This window comes from Staphylococcus sp. HMSC072B07 (assembly GCF_001815505.1).
Lineage (GTDB): Bacteria > Bacillota > Bacilli > Staphylococcales > Staphylococcaceae > Staphylococcus > Staphylococcus simulans.
The window spans coordinates 70201-87746 of sequence record NZ_KV820900.1; the positions used below are offsets into that span (position 1 = coordinate 70201).

Genomic DNA, 17546 nt, shown 5'->3' on the forward strand with positions numbered 1-17546 from the left:
ACGGAACTTTTATTCAAAGTATAATTGAAAAAAATCAATGTCACTGATGCATGTCGAAACACATACAGTAGCGGAACATAATGCGCTTATTTTTTTAGGGGTAAAATGTAAGCGTTTTCTTTTTCGCTTTATTAAGGGGGAAATCATTATGCTAGAAAGTTTTGTAGCTTGGTTTAATGAAATCGTGTGGAGTAAACCGCTTGTTTATGGTCTATTGATTACGGGGATTTTATTTTCTTTGATGATGAAATTCTTTCAAGTCAGGCATTTTAAAGAGATGATTCGTTTAATGTTCCACGGTGAAAAATCACCGACTGGAATCTCAAGTTTCCAAGCGATTGCACTCTCTTTAGCTGGACGTGTCGGTACGGGGAATATCGTCGGCGTTTCTACAGCTATCTTTATTGGGGGTCCGGGTGCAGTCTTTTGGATGTGGGTAACCGCATTTTTAGGTGCCAGCAGTGCATTTATCGAATCAACATTAGGTCAAATCTTCAAACGTGAAGAAAAAGGTGAATATCGAGGCGGTCCCGCCTACTACATTGAATATGGGATTAAAGGACGTTTAGGTAAAATTTACGGTTTAGTCTTTGCGATTGTAACGGTTATCTCAGTAGGCTTATTATTACCAGGAGTACAATCTAACGCAATCGCAAGTTCAATGAACAACGCGTTCCAAATTCCAAACTGGATTGTCGCAGTTACAATTGCGGTCATTTTAGGTCTGATTATTTTCGGCGGTGTTAAATGGATCGCTAATGTTGCGACAGCAGTCGTACCATTCATGGCTATTCTTTATATTTTAATGGCAGTCTTTATTATTATCATCAATATCCAAGCCGTACCTGCTTTATTTGGATTAATCTTTAAATCAGCATTCGGTATGCAAGCAGCGTTTGGTGGTATCTTCGGTGCCATGATTGAAATCGGTGTAAAACGTGGTTTGTATTCAAACGAAGCTGGACAAGGGACAGGACCACACGCCGCTTCTGCGGCTGAAGTCTCTCACCCAGCCAAACAAGGTTTAGTTCAATCATTCTCAGTATATGTCGATACATTATTCGTATGTACAGCAACAGCATTAATCATCTTAATTTCAGGCACATATAATACAACAAACGGCGATTTAAAGCCAGGTGGTATTCCGGAATTAATCAAAGATAATGGTATCTATGTTCAAAATGCTGACGGTACGAAAGATTACTCAGGTACAGCAATGTACGCACAAGCAGGTATCGATAAAGCCTTACAAGGCGGCAGCTATCACTTTGATCCTGCTTTCTCTGGTATCGGTTCATACTTTATTGCGATTGCATTATTCTTCTTCGCTTTCACAACAATACTCGCATATTACTACATCGCAGAGACAAATATTGCGTATATGACAAGAAACAGTTCAGTCTTTACGACAAAAATTTGGTTCACAGTTGCACGTTTTGCGTTAATTTTCGCAGCTTTCTATGGTTCAATTAAAACAGCTGATGTTGCTTGGAGTATGGGTGACTTAGGTGTAGGTATGATGGCATGGCTTAATATTATTGCGATTTGGATACTCCATCGTCCTGCGGTTGACGCTTTAAAAGATTACGAGTTCCAAATGAAACAAAAAGGTTCTGGTAACTTCGCGATTTACAAACCAGATCCGAACAAATTGCCAACTGCGACATTCTGGCTTGAAGACTATCCGAAACGTTTAAAGGATGCACATTTCAATGAAGATGAAGCAGTTGCCAAAGAAAAAGGTGCTAAAAATAAAAAGCTCCCTCCACAAAATAACTTGGAAGAAGTTTAAAATGAGATAGACATAAACAATTGAAATAGATTAAAAAGAGGAAGCGTATACCGTTTCCTCTTTTGTATTTCATAGAAATAATCATAAATTTTCTCAGGAAATAATCTACATTTCTACAGAAATATGACTTTTTCAATAACTTAATTTAGTCTATAATGGTTTATAAGTCTATTTCTTTAGGAGGACATCATCAATGCTAAATAAGGTGTGGTTCCGAACGGGAATCATGTTATTGATATTATTTCTATTAATCAGATTGATTATGGAAGTACATGTTATCTTTAAACCGCTGATTATCATTATTCAATCAGTCATTTTACCATTTATCTTAAGCGGTTTTTTATTTTATGTCTTTTTACCGCTTCAAAAGTTTTTAGAAAAACGCAAAGTTCCGCGTTGGGGCAGTATTTCGATTATCTTTGTAATTTTAATCGGCTTAACTGCAACTGCAATTACAGTCGTTGCGCCACTCATCGCTAACCAAATTAACGGGTTGATTAAACAAGCACCGCAACTTCAAAAAGAAGTTCAAGGAATCATACAATATACACTAGACCAAATGGATAAACTTCCTAATGATGTAACAGATCGCATTAATAAAGTTGTCAAATCATTCGGAGATAATGTGACAAATATCCTATCTAATTCGATTGCGATTGTCTCTCAAATTATCTCTACACTATTCTTACTGATTATGGTGCCATTCTTCTTAATTTACATGTTGAAAGACCACGAGAAGTTCATACCTTCAGTGGCTAAATTATTCAATGGTGACCGCAAAGTATTTGTAACTAACTTATTAAAAGATGTGAACTATACATTACAATCATACATTCAAGGCCAAGTCACAGTGAGTGTAATTTTAGGAATTATTCTTTACATTGGTTATACAATTATCGGTTTAGAATATACACTTTTACTTGTGTTATTCGCTGGTGTCGCAAACATGATTCCATTCTTAGGACCGTGGATGTCCTTCTTACCTGCCGCAATCATCGGAATTATTCAAAGTCCGACGGCATTTATTTGGGTTTGTGTGGTAACACTCGTTGCCCAACAATTAGAAGGTAATGTCATTACACCGAATGTTATGGGTAAATCACTTAACATTCATCCGCTTACGATTATCATTGTTATCTTAGCGGCTGGTAACCTAGGCGGATTTGTTTTAATTTTAGTTGCGGTTCCATTATACGCAGTGATTAAAACAGTCGTCCGTAATATCTTTGTTTACCGTCAAGATATTATGCGGAAAGCACAAAGTGAAGTTAAAGATTAACGAGTATTATAAAAGCGTTCAACTCTCTAAAATGAAGTTGAACGCTTTTTACATTGATAAGACTTATTTACTTTTAGATTATGCTTGATTCGCGCGCATCTCTTTTCTGCCTTTCAATGGCATATTTCTAAGCGATAACATCATCACAAGTGAAATCATATAAAGACAGGCAAGGAAAATCATTGTTGTACTCATGCCATAATGATCCATTAAATACCCTATCGCAATCGGTGATAAGCCACCTAATGCACGTCCAATATTGAAGACGACATTATTCGCTGTACTACGAATATGTGTTGGATAGTAACTACTGATGACTGCTCCATAGCCTGCGAACATACCGTTAACGAAGAAGCCGACAAAGGCCCCACCGATCAGTAATGCGACTGCACTTTGCGCAAAGACATAAATAAAGACAGATGCAGCTGATGCGATAAGGAAAATCGTATAAGAAAGTTTGGCACCGAAGCGATCTAATATTTGTCCGAACGCAAACATACCTAAACTCATACCAACAATCGTACTGATGGTCCAAAGTGATGAGTTAGAAACACTTAAGCCATGTTGTTTTTGAAGAATAGACGGTAACCAGTTCATTAGACCAAAATACCCAGCAACTTGTACACTCGACATAATCGTTAATGCGATTGTCGTATGTGCCATATGTTTCGTGTTAAATAATAAACCGATTGGCGATTGATTTTTCTTTTCTAACGTACGATTTGCTTTTGCTTGTTTCCATGATTCTGTTTCATCTAAATTACGACGAATGTAGAATGCTAAAATCACAGGTACCACACCGATTAAAAAGAGCGCGCGCCAACCGAGATGCGGTAAAATTCCGGCAGCTAACAGCGCAGCAATCAATGCGCCGATTTGACCTCCGATTGCGACTACTGAAGAAACACGGCCTAGACGTTGTTTCTTAAACACTTCAGCCACTAACGCCATCCCGATACCGAATTCTCCACCGCCGCCCATACCGGCAATGAATCTTAAAATATAGACCATATAAATATTAGAAGAGACTGAAAGTAATGCGGTTGCTATCGCAAAAATAAATATCGTGTATGTAAAGATACGAATACGACCATACTTGTCTGCAAGCACGCCAAAAATAATACCTCCGAACAACATACCGAAGTTCGTAATCGAAGCAATTAAACCGGCTTCTGCAGAACTGATATGGAACTCATTAATAATACTTGATAGCGCAAAGGCTAAAAACATAATGTCCATATTCTCTAGCCCGAATCCAAGCATTGAAGAAGCTAGAATTTTATTTGAATACGACTTATCTTGTTGATGAATCTTTTCTGTCATCCTTGTCCACCCACTTTTGATTTTATTCCCGTAACTATCATACACTTCATTTAAAGAATTGAATAGCCGAATTAAAAAAATAGCCCACTATTTTAGTCTTGGACTATCATAGCGGGCTATGCTGAGTATGATTATTTAATTACGTGGAAACCAGCGTCAACATGGATGTTTTCGCCTGTTACACCGCTTGATAAATCACTTAATAAGAAAGCAGCTGTTTTGCCGACTTCTTCTTTATCAACATTACGTTTTAATGGTGCACGTTCTTCAACTTCTTTTAAGATTGTGTTAAAGCCGCCAACACCTTTCGCACTTAATGTACGAATTGGACCTGCAGAAACAGCATTAACACGGATATTGTCTTGACCTAAGTCTAATGCTAAATAACGCACGTTTGCTTCTAAGCTGGCTTTCGCAACACCCATTACGTTGTAGTTAGGTACTGCGTATTCTCCGCCTAAGTAAGTTGTAGTAACAATGCTGCCGCCTTCAGGCATTAATTTTTTCGCTTCTCTTGAAACGATTGTTAATGAATAAGAACTGATGTCTTGTGCAAGTAAGAAACCTTCTCTTGAAGTTTCTGAGAAACGACCGCGTAAGTCTTCAACATTCGCAAATGCGATAGAATGGAAGACACCATCAATTTGGCCTACATCTTCACCGATTTTTTTGAATCCATCGATTACTTCGTCATCACTTTGAACATCAATTTGGTACGTAAGATGTTCTTTTTGATTTAATTGATCAACAAGTTTATCTAATTCTTTCTTACTACGTTCTTTACGGTATGTAAAGACTAGTTTTGCTCCTAATTCATCTAAAGCTTGGGCTACCCCAAAAGCAATACTGCGTTTATTCGCAATTCCCATAATAACGTATGTTTTTCCTTCTAAACTAAACATGAAAACGCTCCTTTTACTCAATTAATGATTCAAATTTTGATTATTAGTATTATAACATTTTTTGTTCTAATAGACTTGTTTCAACCATTATCTATGGTATGCATCGTAGAAATAAAAAACGAAAGCCTAACATCTCATTAGACTTTCGTTTTAAGTTTAAATTGAACCGAGTGAATAATATTCTAAATCACGTTTCAATTCATCTACATATTCTTTCGAACCTGTCACAATCAAGCGGTCACCGTAACGTAACATCGTATCACCATGCGGTACAATCGATTCATTATCACGTACAATACGTACGAAGATAATATCGCCGTCGAATGGGAAGTTACGTAATTGAATGTTGTCGAATTTATAGTTAAGCATTTTAATTTCATATAATGATGTTTCAACGTTGCTTAATAAGTTCAACATGTTCGGTGTTTCAATTAAACCTGTCAGCAAAATCTTATTACTTAAGAAACTACTGAAGATTTCAACACCTGATTGACGTAATTCAGCTTCAGTTTCTCCGCCCTCTTCAAAGCGGCAGATGACACGGTTTACTCCGTGTTCTTTAGCCATTTGTGCGACTTTATAGTTTAATTCATCTTCGTTGGTTGAACACACTATAATATCACTATCAAAGAGTCCAAGCTTTTCAAGTATCGCTTCATCATAATCTGCAATTTCAACAGTAGTAATATCATTTGATAAATTACGCTTATCACTTAAATCTTTACGATAATATAACGTAATCGCGTATAAATCAGACATCAAGTTCTGCGCTATCGGAATCGTTAATTGGTTCTTACCAATCAGACTGACGTTAATACGACGTGTCGCTTCTGTCGGCATTGGGAATGTCTTTTTAAAGACAATCGGAACAAATACACACGTAATGACAGCACTCAGGATTAAGATCCCAGAGATTTCTGGTGTAATCGTATGAAGTTGTTCAGCGATTTTAGCTGCTGCGATTACTAACGATAACGTAGATGTCAGTAAAAAGGCAGAAGACAATGTGGTTTTTTGATCAAACCAAGGTCTTATCGCATATACAGGAATAATCTTAGATACTAAGAATGCGATGATCAGCACTGGAATAATGATTAAAATTGATGGTTCTTTAATCAGTGAAGGGATATTTAAATCCACACCGACCATAATGAAGAAGATCGGGATAAAGAAACCATAACCAAATGAGTCCAGTTTTTCTACCATATCTTCGTCAGGACCAAGCAGTGATACAATTACACCTGCTAAGAAGGCACCTAAGATATTCTCAGCACCTACACCTTCTGCTAATGCCACTAATAAGATGATCAACGCAAAAACTGCACGAATACCGATTTGTGTTGTCCCATCCATCAATTTTTGAAGGAATTGTGCTTTTTTGAAAATCCCGCCAAGGAAATAGAAAATAATGGTAAAGACAATTAAAATCGAAATCAACCATAATGTACCGCCGCCTTTAGCGTTAATTGCACCATATACGGTTAATAAAATCATCGTAACTAAGTCAGCTAATACAGCCGTTAACAAGATAAACTGTCCGATGGTTGTGCGCATGATATTCATTTCTTTAAGTGTTGGTACTACCACACCTAATGAAATTGTAGAAATGATGATGACCATTAATAAGACATCATCAATCAAGCCAAACCATTTAAATGCATACGCTAAAATGATTGAAACAATCATAATCAGTGAGAATACAAATAATGATAATTGTAAATGACCCGGTGCTTTCTTCTTGTTTTTATTTTTAGCTTTTTCAGGCTCATTTTTATCGCTTTTGAACGCATTGAAATCAATTTCCAAACCGCTTAAAAACATTAAGAAAATAAAACCTAGTGTTGATAAAATATTCAAGATGTTGTCGCGTTCGACTAAATGGAAACCGGATTGTCCGATGATTAATCCCATTAAAATTTCCGCCACAACGACAGGTAGAAAATTGATATTAAGTCTGTTGACAATAATCGGCGTTAAAAACGCAGCCATGACAACAATGACGAGTGATACAAATTCCATGTGTCCCTCCTTATGTGAGATATGACATAAATGATGTAGCTAATCCGAAGTAAATTAACATACTGATAATATCGTTGATTGTTGTGATAAATGGACCACTAGCTACAGCAGGGTCGATTTTCAGTTTCGTCATTATCAATGGAATGATTGAACCCATCATTGTACCGACTGTCATCGCAATCGTTAAACTGCCACCTACAATCAGTGCTAATAACGGTGTACCATATAAAATTACAATAATGGTAAAGAGTACGGTTGCACAGACTAAACCAGAGACAAAGCCAGAACCCGCTTCTTTAAGCGTCACTTTGAACTTGCTTTGATTTTCAATCTCGCCAGTCGTGATATTACGTACAGACACCGCTAGGGACTGTGTCCCTGAGTTACCTGACATCCCGCTGATAATCGGAATAAAGGCCGCAAGTAATGCGACTTTTTCTAATGTTTCTTCGAATGACCCTAATATAGTTGCAGTTATCATACCTAAAAACGTCAAAATGAGCAACCAAGGCAGACGTTTTTTAGCTGTTTTAAAAATTGAATCGTCTGTTGAATCAATATCAGAGACACCGGCTAAACCAGAGTAGTCTTCTAATGCCTCTTCATCGATAACATCGACGATATCATCGATTGTGATTATACCCAGTAAATGGTCTTGATAATCTACAACCGGCATTGCGATAAAGTCATAGTCACGCATTCTTTGCGCAACATCTTCTTGGTCATCTGCCACGTTGACACTGACCACACGATTACTCATAATATCTTCAATATAAGCATCGTTTTCTGCGACAATCAAATCACGCAGAGATAAGACACCTACGAGATGTTTATCATCATCTACTGCAAAGATAACGTAAATCGTCTCAGCATCAGGTGCTTGTTCTTTAACCAGCATCAATGCTTCTTTAACAGGTGTAGTTGTCTTTAAAGAAATATACTCCGTCGTCATGATACCGCCGGCAGTATCTTCTTCATAATGCAGCAAGGCTTTGATTTCTTTCGCATCTTGCTGATCCATTAACGCTAATAAAGTAGCGACTTTACTTTTAGTCAAATGACTCATAATATCTACGGCGTTGTCATAAGACATGTCTTCTAAAATATGTGCCGCATAACTTGCTTTCATTTGTTCAAAGAGTTCATCGTACTCGTCATCATCTAACTCGAGTTGGTCGAAGAAACTCGCGACTTCTTTCGGTGATAAGAGATGATACATTTTCTGTCTGATTTCATCATCACTATCTTCGAAGAACTCACTTTGTTCATACGTATGCATGGATAAGAATTCTTCTCTAAATGCATCAATATCATTATCTATTAAGAGCTGATCTAATAAATCTTTGTTATAGACTTCTGGCTCATCTACAAATTTATCATCTTCTTTTGCCAATTTGGCCTCCTCCTTACTTCTTAACTCTCTCTACAAAGCTGTTGAAAAAGGTCCTCAAGTGCTTTTTGCCTTACGCTATCCTTTAAAACCACCGATTTATGTGTCACAGGGTGGATAAACTTTAAATCCGTACATACAAGCGCTTGTCCTTGTATGGATGGGTGTGTGCCACCGTATAAACTGTCTCCGACAAGTGGATGGTCTATATACTGAAAATGCACACGAATTTGATGGGTTCGTCCAGTATGCAGCTGCACGCGGCTTAATGTAAAACGGTCACACGCTGAAAGGGTTTGGTAACTGGTTTTCGCATACTTGCCTGTTTCATTGACCTGACGTTCAATAATACTGTCAGATTTTCGTGCGATTGGCGCAATAATATCGCCTTCTCCAGATAATAATCCAAAACAAATGCATTGATATATTTTCTCCATTTTTACGTCAGACATTCTGTGATGAAAATGTCCATGCTTAGAAAACAATACGATACCCTGTGTATTACGGTCTAGTCGTGTCACAATATGCGGCACGATAACCGTTTGACTACTATCTGGGTTTAAATATGCCAAAACTTGTTCAATCAAACTTTCATGCGGATGTTCTCTAGACGGCGCACAATTTTGATGTGCAGGTTTTGAAACGGCTAAATAATAATCATCTTCATATAAAACATCTAACGGTGCATGATAATAGATTAAATTCTGACTTGGTCTCTCCTCAGGCAGCACAACTTCTAACGTATCGCCTTCTGTCATTTGTTTTCGCACAGTTACAGGTTGCTTATTTACAAGTAAAGCGCCATTTTGTTTAATGGCACTTATCATTTTCTTTGAATAAAATTGTTCTTGTAAAAAAGTCTTTAATAAAACCGGTGTTTCAATGTCATATTGAAATTTCATTCGTCTCTGCCGTCAGAAATAAATGAATCGTGGACGCGTTTCCAGAATGGAAATGGTCTGAAACGTGCAAATCGTACACGCTGTTTAGCTACACGATATTCAATACTTTCTACATTGTGATGTTTCGTTGTAACGTGGTCGATAGATGTCATAATCACGCGTTGATCGACTGGTGTAATCAGACAATAATGATGTTCTGGCATAACAATCGGTGAACCGACTGTACGGAACACGCGGTTATTGATGGATGCAATTTCAGTCAATTGAATTGCGCGCAACGAAGGATGAATCAGAGCACCGCCAAGTGCTTTGTTGTAGGCAGTTGATCCTGAAGGAGTGGAAATACATAAACCGTCTCCTCTAAATCTTTCAAAGTGTTGTCCACGTAAATTAACATCTGCTACAAGTGTTGTATTATCTTCAGTTTTCATCGTTGCTTCATTCAGTGCGATATGATGTGAAGGTTCTTTGTCATCGTTGTAGTTCACAATAATATCGATTAAAGGATACTGAATGACTTCGTAATCTCCATCTGCAATTTCTTCTATTAACTTATCTACTTCATGCGGCAGCCAATCTGCATAAAATCCTAAATGCCCTGTATGTACACCGACAAATGCAGTTTCATTCACACGATGACAATATTGATGGAAGGCTTCTAATAAAGTTCCATCCCCGCCGACAGAAATAACAATTTCAGGTTCGTCGGCATCTTTAATCATATTGTTCGCTTCCATTTGTGCTTCCATATTTTCTTTGATGCTGTTTGATTTGTGGTCCCCTTTAGACACGATATAATAACGCATAAAGCACCTCACTCTTGATTATGTTTTTTCGCACGTTTTTTAGAATAGTAACGTTGTGCTTCTTGTATTTCGTCTTTGATCTCAGACATCTCTTCATCTAGTGAAAAGGCAGCTTCTGCCGCATTTTCTAAGCGTTTTTGAATTTCAGGAGGATAGTCTCCATCGTATTTATAACGTAAAGTATGCTCAATAGTCGCCCAAAAATTCATCGCTAGCGTTCTGATTTGAATTTCAGCTAATATCGAACGTTGCCCATCCAACGTTTCAATCGGATACTGAATAATCACATGATATGAACGGTAGCCGCTTTCTTTTGTATTGTTGATATAATCTCTTTCTTCAACAACTTTAAAGTCTCTGCGTTGTCTAAGCAGATTAACGACAACGGGTATATCATCCACAAACTGGCACATAATACGTAAACCAGCGATGTCATACATTTCTTCATGCAGATGATCAAATGATATATCGCGCTCAGTCGCTTTTTCAATAATACTTGTTAACGGCTTCACACGTCCGGTTACAAATTCGATTGGCGACGCATCGGCTTCTAAATCATAAATTTTACGCAAACCTCTTAATTTTACTTTAAGTTCTTCAACTGCTTGTCTATAAGGTGCTAAAAATCGATCCCATTGATTCATTGCGATTCACTCCGCTTCACTCTAACTCAAACGTTTTTTCGACTTCCGCCACAAAATCCTTACCATAGTTTGAGTTCCCTTTGATATTACTTAAGATATAATCTAACTCTTGGTCAAATTGTTCTAATTTTAAATCGTCATTTACATAAATTGCTTTCCCCTTATTTTCATGAAGCATAGACCAAGTCTCTTGCACAAAGATAAGATAGGAATAGGATTGTCCATCATCAAGGATATGAGCAAACCCGTAATTGTCACTATCAACGAGCATTTGCCCTGCTTCAGTCAACCCTTCTGTCGATTTATCTGTATAGCAATAAATGCCATCATCTTTCACTTTTATTTCGTTCACATAAATACGCATAACCTAAATCCTCCTTGTGTTATTCCTACTTATTTTAACATATGTACATCACTCATTACACAACCTAAATGCTTTGTATCACGAAGCCTATAAATTGAAATACTTTCAAATAGTTTTCAAATCGTCCATAATATATAGTCACAGAGGTGAACTGATGACTATTAATCAAGAAATCGAATATAAGCAACTACTGACTCATAATCAATACGAAGCATTAAGAAATAGATATTTTAATACATTAAAACCCTTTATGCAAAAAAATCATTATATTGATACACCGGATTTCGCTTTAGCTGAACACTTGATGGCACTCAGAATTCGTGAAATTGATGACACGTATGAAATGACATTAAAAGTACCTGCTAAAGTAGGTTTAACTGAATATAATCACATGACTGAAGTCGTGCCAAAACAAGACATGCATCTTACACCTGACAAACTGCCAGATCCAATTCATTCTGTCTTACAAGAAACAGGTATAGATGTTACACAACTTTATGTATTAGGGGCATTAACGACCCACCGCATGGAGACAGAGATTGATGAAGGTCTCCTTGTACTAGATCATAGCGAATACCTTGGTACTGAGGATTTCGAGCTTGAATTTGAAGTGGAACAACCCGAAGAAGGTTTGAAGAAGTTTCAAGAAATCTTACAAGATTTCAATATTCAATCGTATATTCCTAAAAATAAAGTCGCTCGCTTTTTTGAAGTAAAAAACAAATAATCATTAAGCACAATTCGGTAGCACTCAGTCAAAAGTCGTATTACTTTTAATTGTAAAAATTCATGTTATATTAGATATATATTAAAGAAACAGGGTGAGAAAATGGCTTTGACACCTTACGAAGTAATAGGCCAAGAACGTCTATATCACATGATAGATTACTTTTATTCTCTTGTTGAACAAGATGAAAGAATCAACCACCTCTTCCCTGGTGATTTCGCGGAAACCAGTCGAAAACAAAAACAATTTTTAACGCAGTTTCTAGGAGGCCCAGCACTTTATACTGAAGAACATGGCCATCCGATGTTAAAAATGAGACATATGGATTTTCGCATAACAACCTTTGAACGAGATGCTTGGTTAGAAAATATGAATAAAGCGATTCAACATGCAGAGCTACCTGCGGGTGTTGATGAATACCTATATGAAAGATTGCGATTGACCGCAAATCATATGGTTAATTCTGAAAATTAATTGTAGGTGAATGAGATGTCTGAAGAGTTAAAGTTAATATGTAATCATAGACAAGATGAAATGAACCTTTCACCTGTGAGCAAGATAGAAATTTATTCTTTCTTCGATCCGTTTGATGAAGATTGTTTTAAACTATCCGCAATACTATCTAAATTAAGAGTTGAATATAAACAATATATCCGTATTCGTCATATATTAAACCCATCCTTACGCATACTGACGAAGTGCCAAGCTCAAAGTAGTTCTGAAAACGATAATATCGCATTGGCATATAAAGCTGCTGAACTTCAAGGGCGTGCACGTGCAGAACGTTTTATTCATTTAATGCAGAATGAAATTATACCGAAACGTGATATTATCACTGAAAATATGATTGAAGCGTCTGCGAAGAATGCAGGTTTGGATTATGACGTATTCAAAGAAGATTTAAAGAGTGGAAAGCTCACTGAAAGTCTGAAAGTCGACTTGCATATTGCGAGAGAAATGGAAGTCGATCATGCACCTTCTCTTGTCTTTTTCAATGAAGATGTAACCGAAGAAGGTTTAAAAGTCGAAGGCTTATATCCTTACCACATTTATACTTATATCATTAATGAATTAATGGGCACACCTATAGAAAAGGAATTACCGCCTAAACTTGAAACGTATATTCAAGAACAGCAATTCGTTACACTAGAAGAGTTACTAACAATCTATGAATGGCCGAAAAAATTGCTGCAAAAAGAATTGAAAAAACTAGCTTTACAACAAAAAATTGAAAAATTAAGCAGTCCAGAAGGAGAATTCTGGAAAGCTAAATAATAGCTCGAGTGGAACACTTGTCATTGCGACAAGTGTTTTTTTATTTTATTTAAACCCGCACAACCCAATCATATTCAATTGTTTTCATTTAATAAAATTATCAATTATTCTTATCACAAACTAGAAACCGATAGTAATATCAAATACTTAAAAACTACCCTATTTTTTAAATTCTTTTATGTTATATTAAAAATGAGATATTTCACAAATCAATTTTATTGAATGGAGGAATAGCAATTGAATATAGCAAAAACATTTTTCAAAACTGCTTCCATGTTGCTGCTTGCAGCCATCATGGTCATCAGCGGTGCATTGTCATACGTCACACAACAAACAACTACCGCAAATGCTTCATCCGATTCACTTAAAATTAAAGTTGATAACACCGATGTTCCGGGTCAAGCAAAACAAGAAGCGAAACAACACTTCTCAAGTTATGCACAAGCCCTTTCTCAAATTGATCGTTCCGGTAATAACGGAGAATTCAAACTCGGTCACTCCTTTAAAATCTACAAATTCAATGGCCAAGAGGATGGCAACTTCTACTACCCTGTTATGCAAGGCGACACAATTAAGTATATCCTCACTGTAACGCCTAAGAGTGAAAATGACGTACACGCAAATAAAAATAATGCCAACTATAGTGTGCGTATTTCAAAATTCATCTCTGACGAATTAAATCAATATCGCCAAAACAATACCCCTATTACAATATTCACAAATAAAGACGGTTACTACATTGAACATGACAAACGTTTAGATCTAGTCATGCAAACAAAATTACCAGATGATAAAACAAAACCGTCAACACCTGCAGTTCCGAATTTAGAATTAAAACAAACCGTTAATGCGACACAAACAGAAGCTACACACAGCAGTGTTGCGACTAAATATGTCAACTTACTACCTAACTTCCAAATTCGTGAACAACAAGGCAACAATGGCTGGTGTGCAGGTTATACAATGGCTGCATTATTAAACGCTACTAAAAACACAAGCCAATATAGAGCACAAGATGTTATGCATCAAATCCACCCTGGACTATCTGGTCAAGCATTCCAATTCACTGGTTTGACTGCAGATGAAATGATTCAATACGGCCGTGCTCAAGGTAAAAATACATCTTATTATAATGGAATGCCAAGTTTTAATATGGTAGACCAATATACTAAGGACAATAAGGGTATAGCAATACTAGGAAAACAAATTGAAGCGACTCAAGGTATGCATGCTGGTCATGCAATGGCAGTTGTAGGTAACGCAGTTACTGCAGATAACCAACAAGTCATTGTATTCTGGAATCCTTGGGATCGTGATTATTCATTACAACCAGCAGACAGTAACGTGATTCCTGTGTCTAATGGTGACCATTACCACTGGTACGGTTCTGTTGTTGGTTTCTAAAAGGACGGATAGCTAATATGGAAACAACTAGTATTAATGTGAAATATCTCAACTCGTTATCTGATTCAGAAGAAACGCTGTTAAATCATTTCCAAGGAGAGTGGCTAAGTCAAGACGATACCCTCTCTTTAGATATACGTATACTTTATTCAATCCCAAGCACTTTAGAAGATGTTTATGAAATTAAATCTATCAGTACAACAGATGACGAAATCGCCTTAACGCCGACATCTGACTCAGATTTTGTCATTTGTTTAAAGAAAAAAGATTTACAACACGTCAGCTATCAAGTGATCAATGCTGATCGTATGGGCAGTTCTCAGCCTTACATTTTAGAAAAAGGTTAATCCTTATCTAAAATACATCTCTCTACACCTATCGCGCAATAAACAAGGCGCCGGCAGTTTCATGGTAACCCCTACCATGGCTGCCGGCGCTTTTCTATATGTATCTATAAAACTTTAAAATTCACTTTATTAAATTTAAGCATAAAAAAAACGCCGTGTCTGAATACACGGCGCTAAACAAAGGGGATGGGAGAAATTTTTCACTTCAAACAAAGGGGTATGTTTGTTATGTGATTAATTTCATGGTCATAATATACCACGTGCCAAACCCTATTTCAAGGCGCTTAACCCATGAAAACGTTTTTGTCACAAACTTGTCATATTGTAAACGATTTCACAAACTTTACGCTTTAATTAGTTTTTCAAATTCATCTAATTTTTGTTCAAACATTTTACATGCTTGTTCGATTGGTTCTGGTGTTGTCATATCTACACCTGCATTTTTTAAGATTTCAATCGGATAATTAGAGCTTCCTTTTTTCAAGAATTCATTGATATAACGATCTACTGCAGGTTTACCTTCATTTAAGATTTGATAACTTAAACTTTGTGCTGCACTGTAACCTGTCGCATATTGATAAACATAATAATTCATATAGAAGTGCGGAATACGTGACCATTCTTTACTGATATCTTCATCAGTTTCTACAATATCACCGAAGTATTCGCGATTTAATTTCGCATATTCTTCATTCATGCGATTTGCAGTTAGTGGTTCCCCTGCTTCTTCAATTTGGTGAATTTTATGCTCAAACTCTGCAAACATTGTTTGACGGAATAATGTCGCACGGAAACGTTCTAATTCTTGGTTTAATAAGAGCAATCTGCGCTCATCATCTAAATTTTTCTCCATATAATCACTCAACAATGCTTCGTTTGTTGTAGAAGCAACTTCTGCGACGAAGATTGAGTAATCACTATGATTAGATGGTTGGAATTTTCTGCTGAAGTAGCTATGCGTTGAGTGACCAAACTCATGAATCAATGTAAATAAGTCTGAGACTGTATCTGACCAGTTTAATAAGATGAATGGGTTTGTTAAATGTGCACCTGAAGAATAACCGCCTGAGCGTTTACCTTTGTTTTCATACACATCGACCCAACGATTATTTAAACCTTCTTTAACGACATCTAAATATTCATCACCCATTGGTTCTAAAGCTTTTAACATCCATTCCACAGCTTCATCATAAGGCATTTCAAATTTGATATCTTTCACTAATGGTGTGTAGAGGTCATACATTTTCATATCTTCTAAACCTAAAACATCTTTACGTAATTGAGTGTAACGATGTAATAATGGCAGATATTTGTGTACTGTTTTAACTAAGTTATCATAAACTGCTTCAGGAATATGGTTGTTGCTTAAAGCTTTTTCACGAGCAGTTTTATAATTGTGTGTACGCGCATTGAACACATGTTTTTTCACTTCACCTGTTAATGTCGCTGCTAAAGTATTGTTGTAAGCACCATAAGCTTTATATAAGTTTCTGAATGCTGAACGACGAAGTTCACGATCATCAGATTCTAAATATTTAATAAACGTACCTTGAGTTAATGAGTGTTTATTACCATCTTTATCTACCGCATCTTCAAATTCTAAATCTGCGTTACTGAACATACCATATACGTTAGATGGTGTTGATAAAGCATCTTGCGCTTCTGTTAATAATTTTTCTTTATCTGCACTTAAGACATGCGGACGTTCTTCATTGATTAATTTTAAATCAAAGGCATAACGTTCTAAGTCTTTATTTTCATCGATGAATTTTTGAATTGTCTTTTCATCAATTTGTAAGATTTCAGGTACTAAGAAACTCCAACTTGAGCTTAATTTAATCGCAAGTTGATGCGCGCGAGCTTCATAGCCAGTATATTTATCGTTGCCTGTATCTTGGTCTTGTTTTAAGTGTGCATAGACATAGACCTTTTCAAGTTCAGTTTCAATTTTATCTTCTAAAGCTAATGCTTCATATAGCGTTTCAGCGCTGTCCCCTAAGTGCCCTTTGAATTTCTCTTCAGCACCTAAATAGCCTTCTACTTCTTTAAACGCTGCTTCAAATGCTTCATCGCTTTCAAAGATTGTTGTTAGATCCCAAGTATACTCAGGATATTTTTGTTCTTGTTGTTCTCTTGTTAATTGTTGACTCATAAAAAAAGCCTCCTCTTATGCTAATGTCAATACATAGATTTTCTCATTATTTCGTTTATTTTGCACGTCATTACCTCTATTAACTTGTATAGAAGAAACAATACAAATTCAAAACAAAACTTCTACACCTCAATGTTGTCATTCCATTTCCCAGGAAATAGAAAAAACCTGTCCAACAAGGACAGGCCAGACCGTAGACAAACTACCGTTATAACTTGAA

At 36.5% G+C, this 17546-nt stretch carries 16 protein-coding genes; 7 read left to right on the forward strand and 9 right to left on the reverse strand.

Annotated elements, in window-relative coordinates; translation table 11 throughout:
• Positions 1–148 precede the first annotated feature (148 nt).
• The gene (locus HMPREF3031_RS02815) at positions 149–1792 is read left to right on the forward strand and encodes an alanine/glycine:cation symporter family protein (protein WP_002480412.1); all 1644 of its coding nucleotides are present in this window, start codon (positions 149–151) and stop codon (positions 1790–1792) included.
• Positions 1793–1985: 193 nt separating this feature from the next.
• On the forward strand, positions 1986–3071 hold the full coding sequence (gene cozEa, locus HMPREF3031_RS02820; RefSeq protein ID WP_002480411.1) for a lipoteichoic acid biosynthesis protein CozEa: 1086 nt from the start codon (positions 1986–1988) through the stop codon (positions 3069–3071).
• A gap of 78 nt (positions 3072–3149) precedes the next feature.
• Here cozEa and HMPREF3031_RS02825 read toward each other — a convergent pair whose 3' ends face one another.
• The 8 genes from HMPREF3031_RS02825 to HMPREF3031_RS02860 all read right to left on the reverse strand — a co-directional run bounded on the left by HMPREF3031_RS02825 (position 3150) and on the right by HMPREF3031_RS02860 (position 11421).
• A complete protein-coding gene (locus HMPREF3031_RS02825; protein WP_070724587.1) occupies positions 3150–4394 on the reverse strand; it encodes an MFS transporter in 1245 nt (414 codons plus the stop codon).
• 131 nt (positions 4395–4525) lie between these two features.
• A complete protein-coding gene (gene fabI / locus HMPREF3031_RS02830) occupies positions 4526–5296 on the reverse strand; it encodes an enoyl-ACP reductase FabI (RefSeq protein ID WP_002480409.1) in 771 nt (256 codons plus the stop codon).
• A gap of 156 nt (positions 5297–5452) precedes the next feature.
• Positions 5453–7315 carry a monovalent cation:proton antiporter family protein gene (locus HMPREF3031_RS02835; protein ID WP_002480408.1) on the reverse strand — a complete coding sequence of 621 codons (1863 nt, stop codon included), beginning with the start codon at positions 7313–7315 and terminating at the stop codon, positions 5453–5455.
• 10 nt (positions 7316–7325) lie between these two features.
• Complete coding sequence (mgtE, locus tag HMPREF3031_RS02840; protein WP_002480407.1) at positions 7326–8708, reverse strand: magnesium transporter; 1383 nt, start codon at positions 8706–8708, stop codon at positions 7326–7328.
• Between the two features lie 20 nt (positions 8709–8728).
• Positions 8729–9607 (reverse strand): RluA family pseudouridine synthase, encoded by an 879-nt coding sequence (locus HMPREF3031_RS02845; RefSeq protein ID WP_002480406.1) that lies wholly within the window; start codon positions 9605–9607, stop codon positions 8729–8731.
• On the reverse strand, positions 9604–10413 hold the full coding sequence (locus HMPREF3031_RS02850; protein WP_002480405.1) for an NAD kinase: 810 nt from the start codon (positions 10411–10413) through the stop codon (positions 9604–9606). The genes HMPREF3031_RS02845 and HMPREF3031_RS02850 overlap by 4 nt, the downstream gene beginning before the upstream one ends.
• Positions 10414–10421: 8 nt before the next feature.
• Positions 10422–11057: a GTP diphosphokinase gene (locus HMPREF3031_RS02855; RefSeq protein WP_002480404.1), complete on the reverse strand. Its 636-nt coding sequence runs from the start codon at positions 11055–11057 to the stop codon at positions 10422–10424.
• Between the two features lie 16 nt (positions 11058–11073).
• Positions 11074–11421 (reverse strand): UPF0738 family protein, encoded by a 348-nt coding sequence (locus tag HMPREF3031_RS02860; protein WP_002480403.1) that lies wholly within the window; start codon positions 11419–11421, stop codon positions 11074–11076.
• A 154-nt stretch (positions 11422–11575) separates the two neighbouring features.
• On the opposite strand from HMPREF3031_RS02860, the gene HMPREF3031_RS02865 reads away from it, so the two are divergent.
• The 5 genes from HMPREF3031_RS02865 (at position 11576) to HMPREF3031_RS02885 (ending at position 15174) form a co-directional block, all read left to right on the forward strand.
• The gene (locus tag HMPREF3031_RS02865; protein WP_002480402.1) at positions 11576–12148 is read left to right on the forward strand and encodes a CYTH domain-containing protein; all 573 of its coding nucleotides are present in this window, start codon (positions 11576–11578) and stop codon (positions 12146–12148) included.
• Positions 12149–12250: 102 nt separating this feature from the next.
• Positions 12251–12622, forward strand: coding sequence for a truncated hemoglobin YjbI (locus HMPREF3031_RS02870; RefSeq protein ID WP_002480401.1), 372 nt, complete (start codon positions 12251–12253; stop codon positions 12620–12622).
• Positions 12623–12637: 15 nt separating this feature from the next.
• Positions 12638–13423: a protease adaptor protein YjbH gene (yjbH, locus tag HMPREF3031_RS02875; RefSeq protein ID WP_002480400.1), complete on the forward strand. Its 786-nt coding sequence runs from the start codon at positions 12638–12640 to the stop codon at positions 13421–13423.
• 237 nt (positions 13424–13660) lie between these two features.
• Positions 13661–14827: a C47 family peptidase gene (locus HMPREF3031_RS02880; protein WP_002481955.1), complete on the forward strand. Its 1167-nt coding sequence runs from the start codon at positions 13661–13663 to the stop codon at positions 14825–14827.
• A gap of 17 nt (positions 14828–14844) precedes the next feature.
• Positions 14845–15174: a hypothetical protein gene (locus HMPREF3031_RS02885; RefSeq protein ID WP_002481954.1), complete on the forward strand. Its 330-nt coding sequence runs from the start codon at positions 14845–14847 to the stop codon at positions 15172–15174.
• 343 nt (positions 15175–15517) lie between these two features.
• Here HMPREF3031_RS02885 and pepF read toward each other — a convergent pair whose 3' ends face one another.
• On the reverse strand, positions 15518–17326 hold the full coding sequence (pepF, locus tag HMPREF3031_RS02890) for an oligoendopeptidase F (protein ID WP_002481953.1): 1809 nt from the start codon (positions 17324–17326) through the stop codon (positions 15518–15520).
• Between the last annotated feature and the right edge of the window lie 220 nt (positions 17327–17546).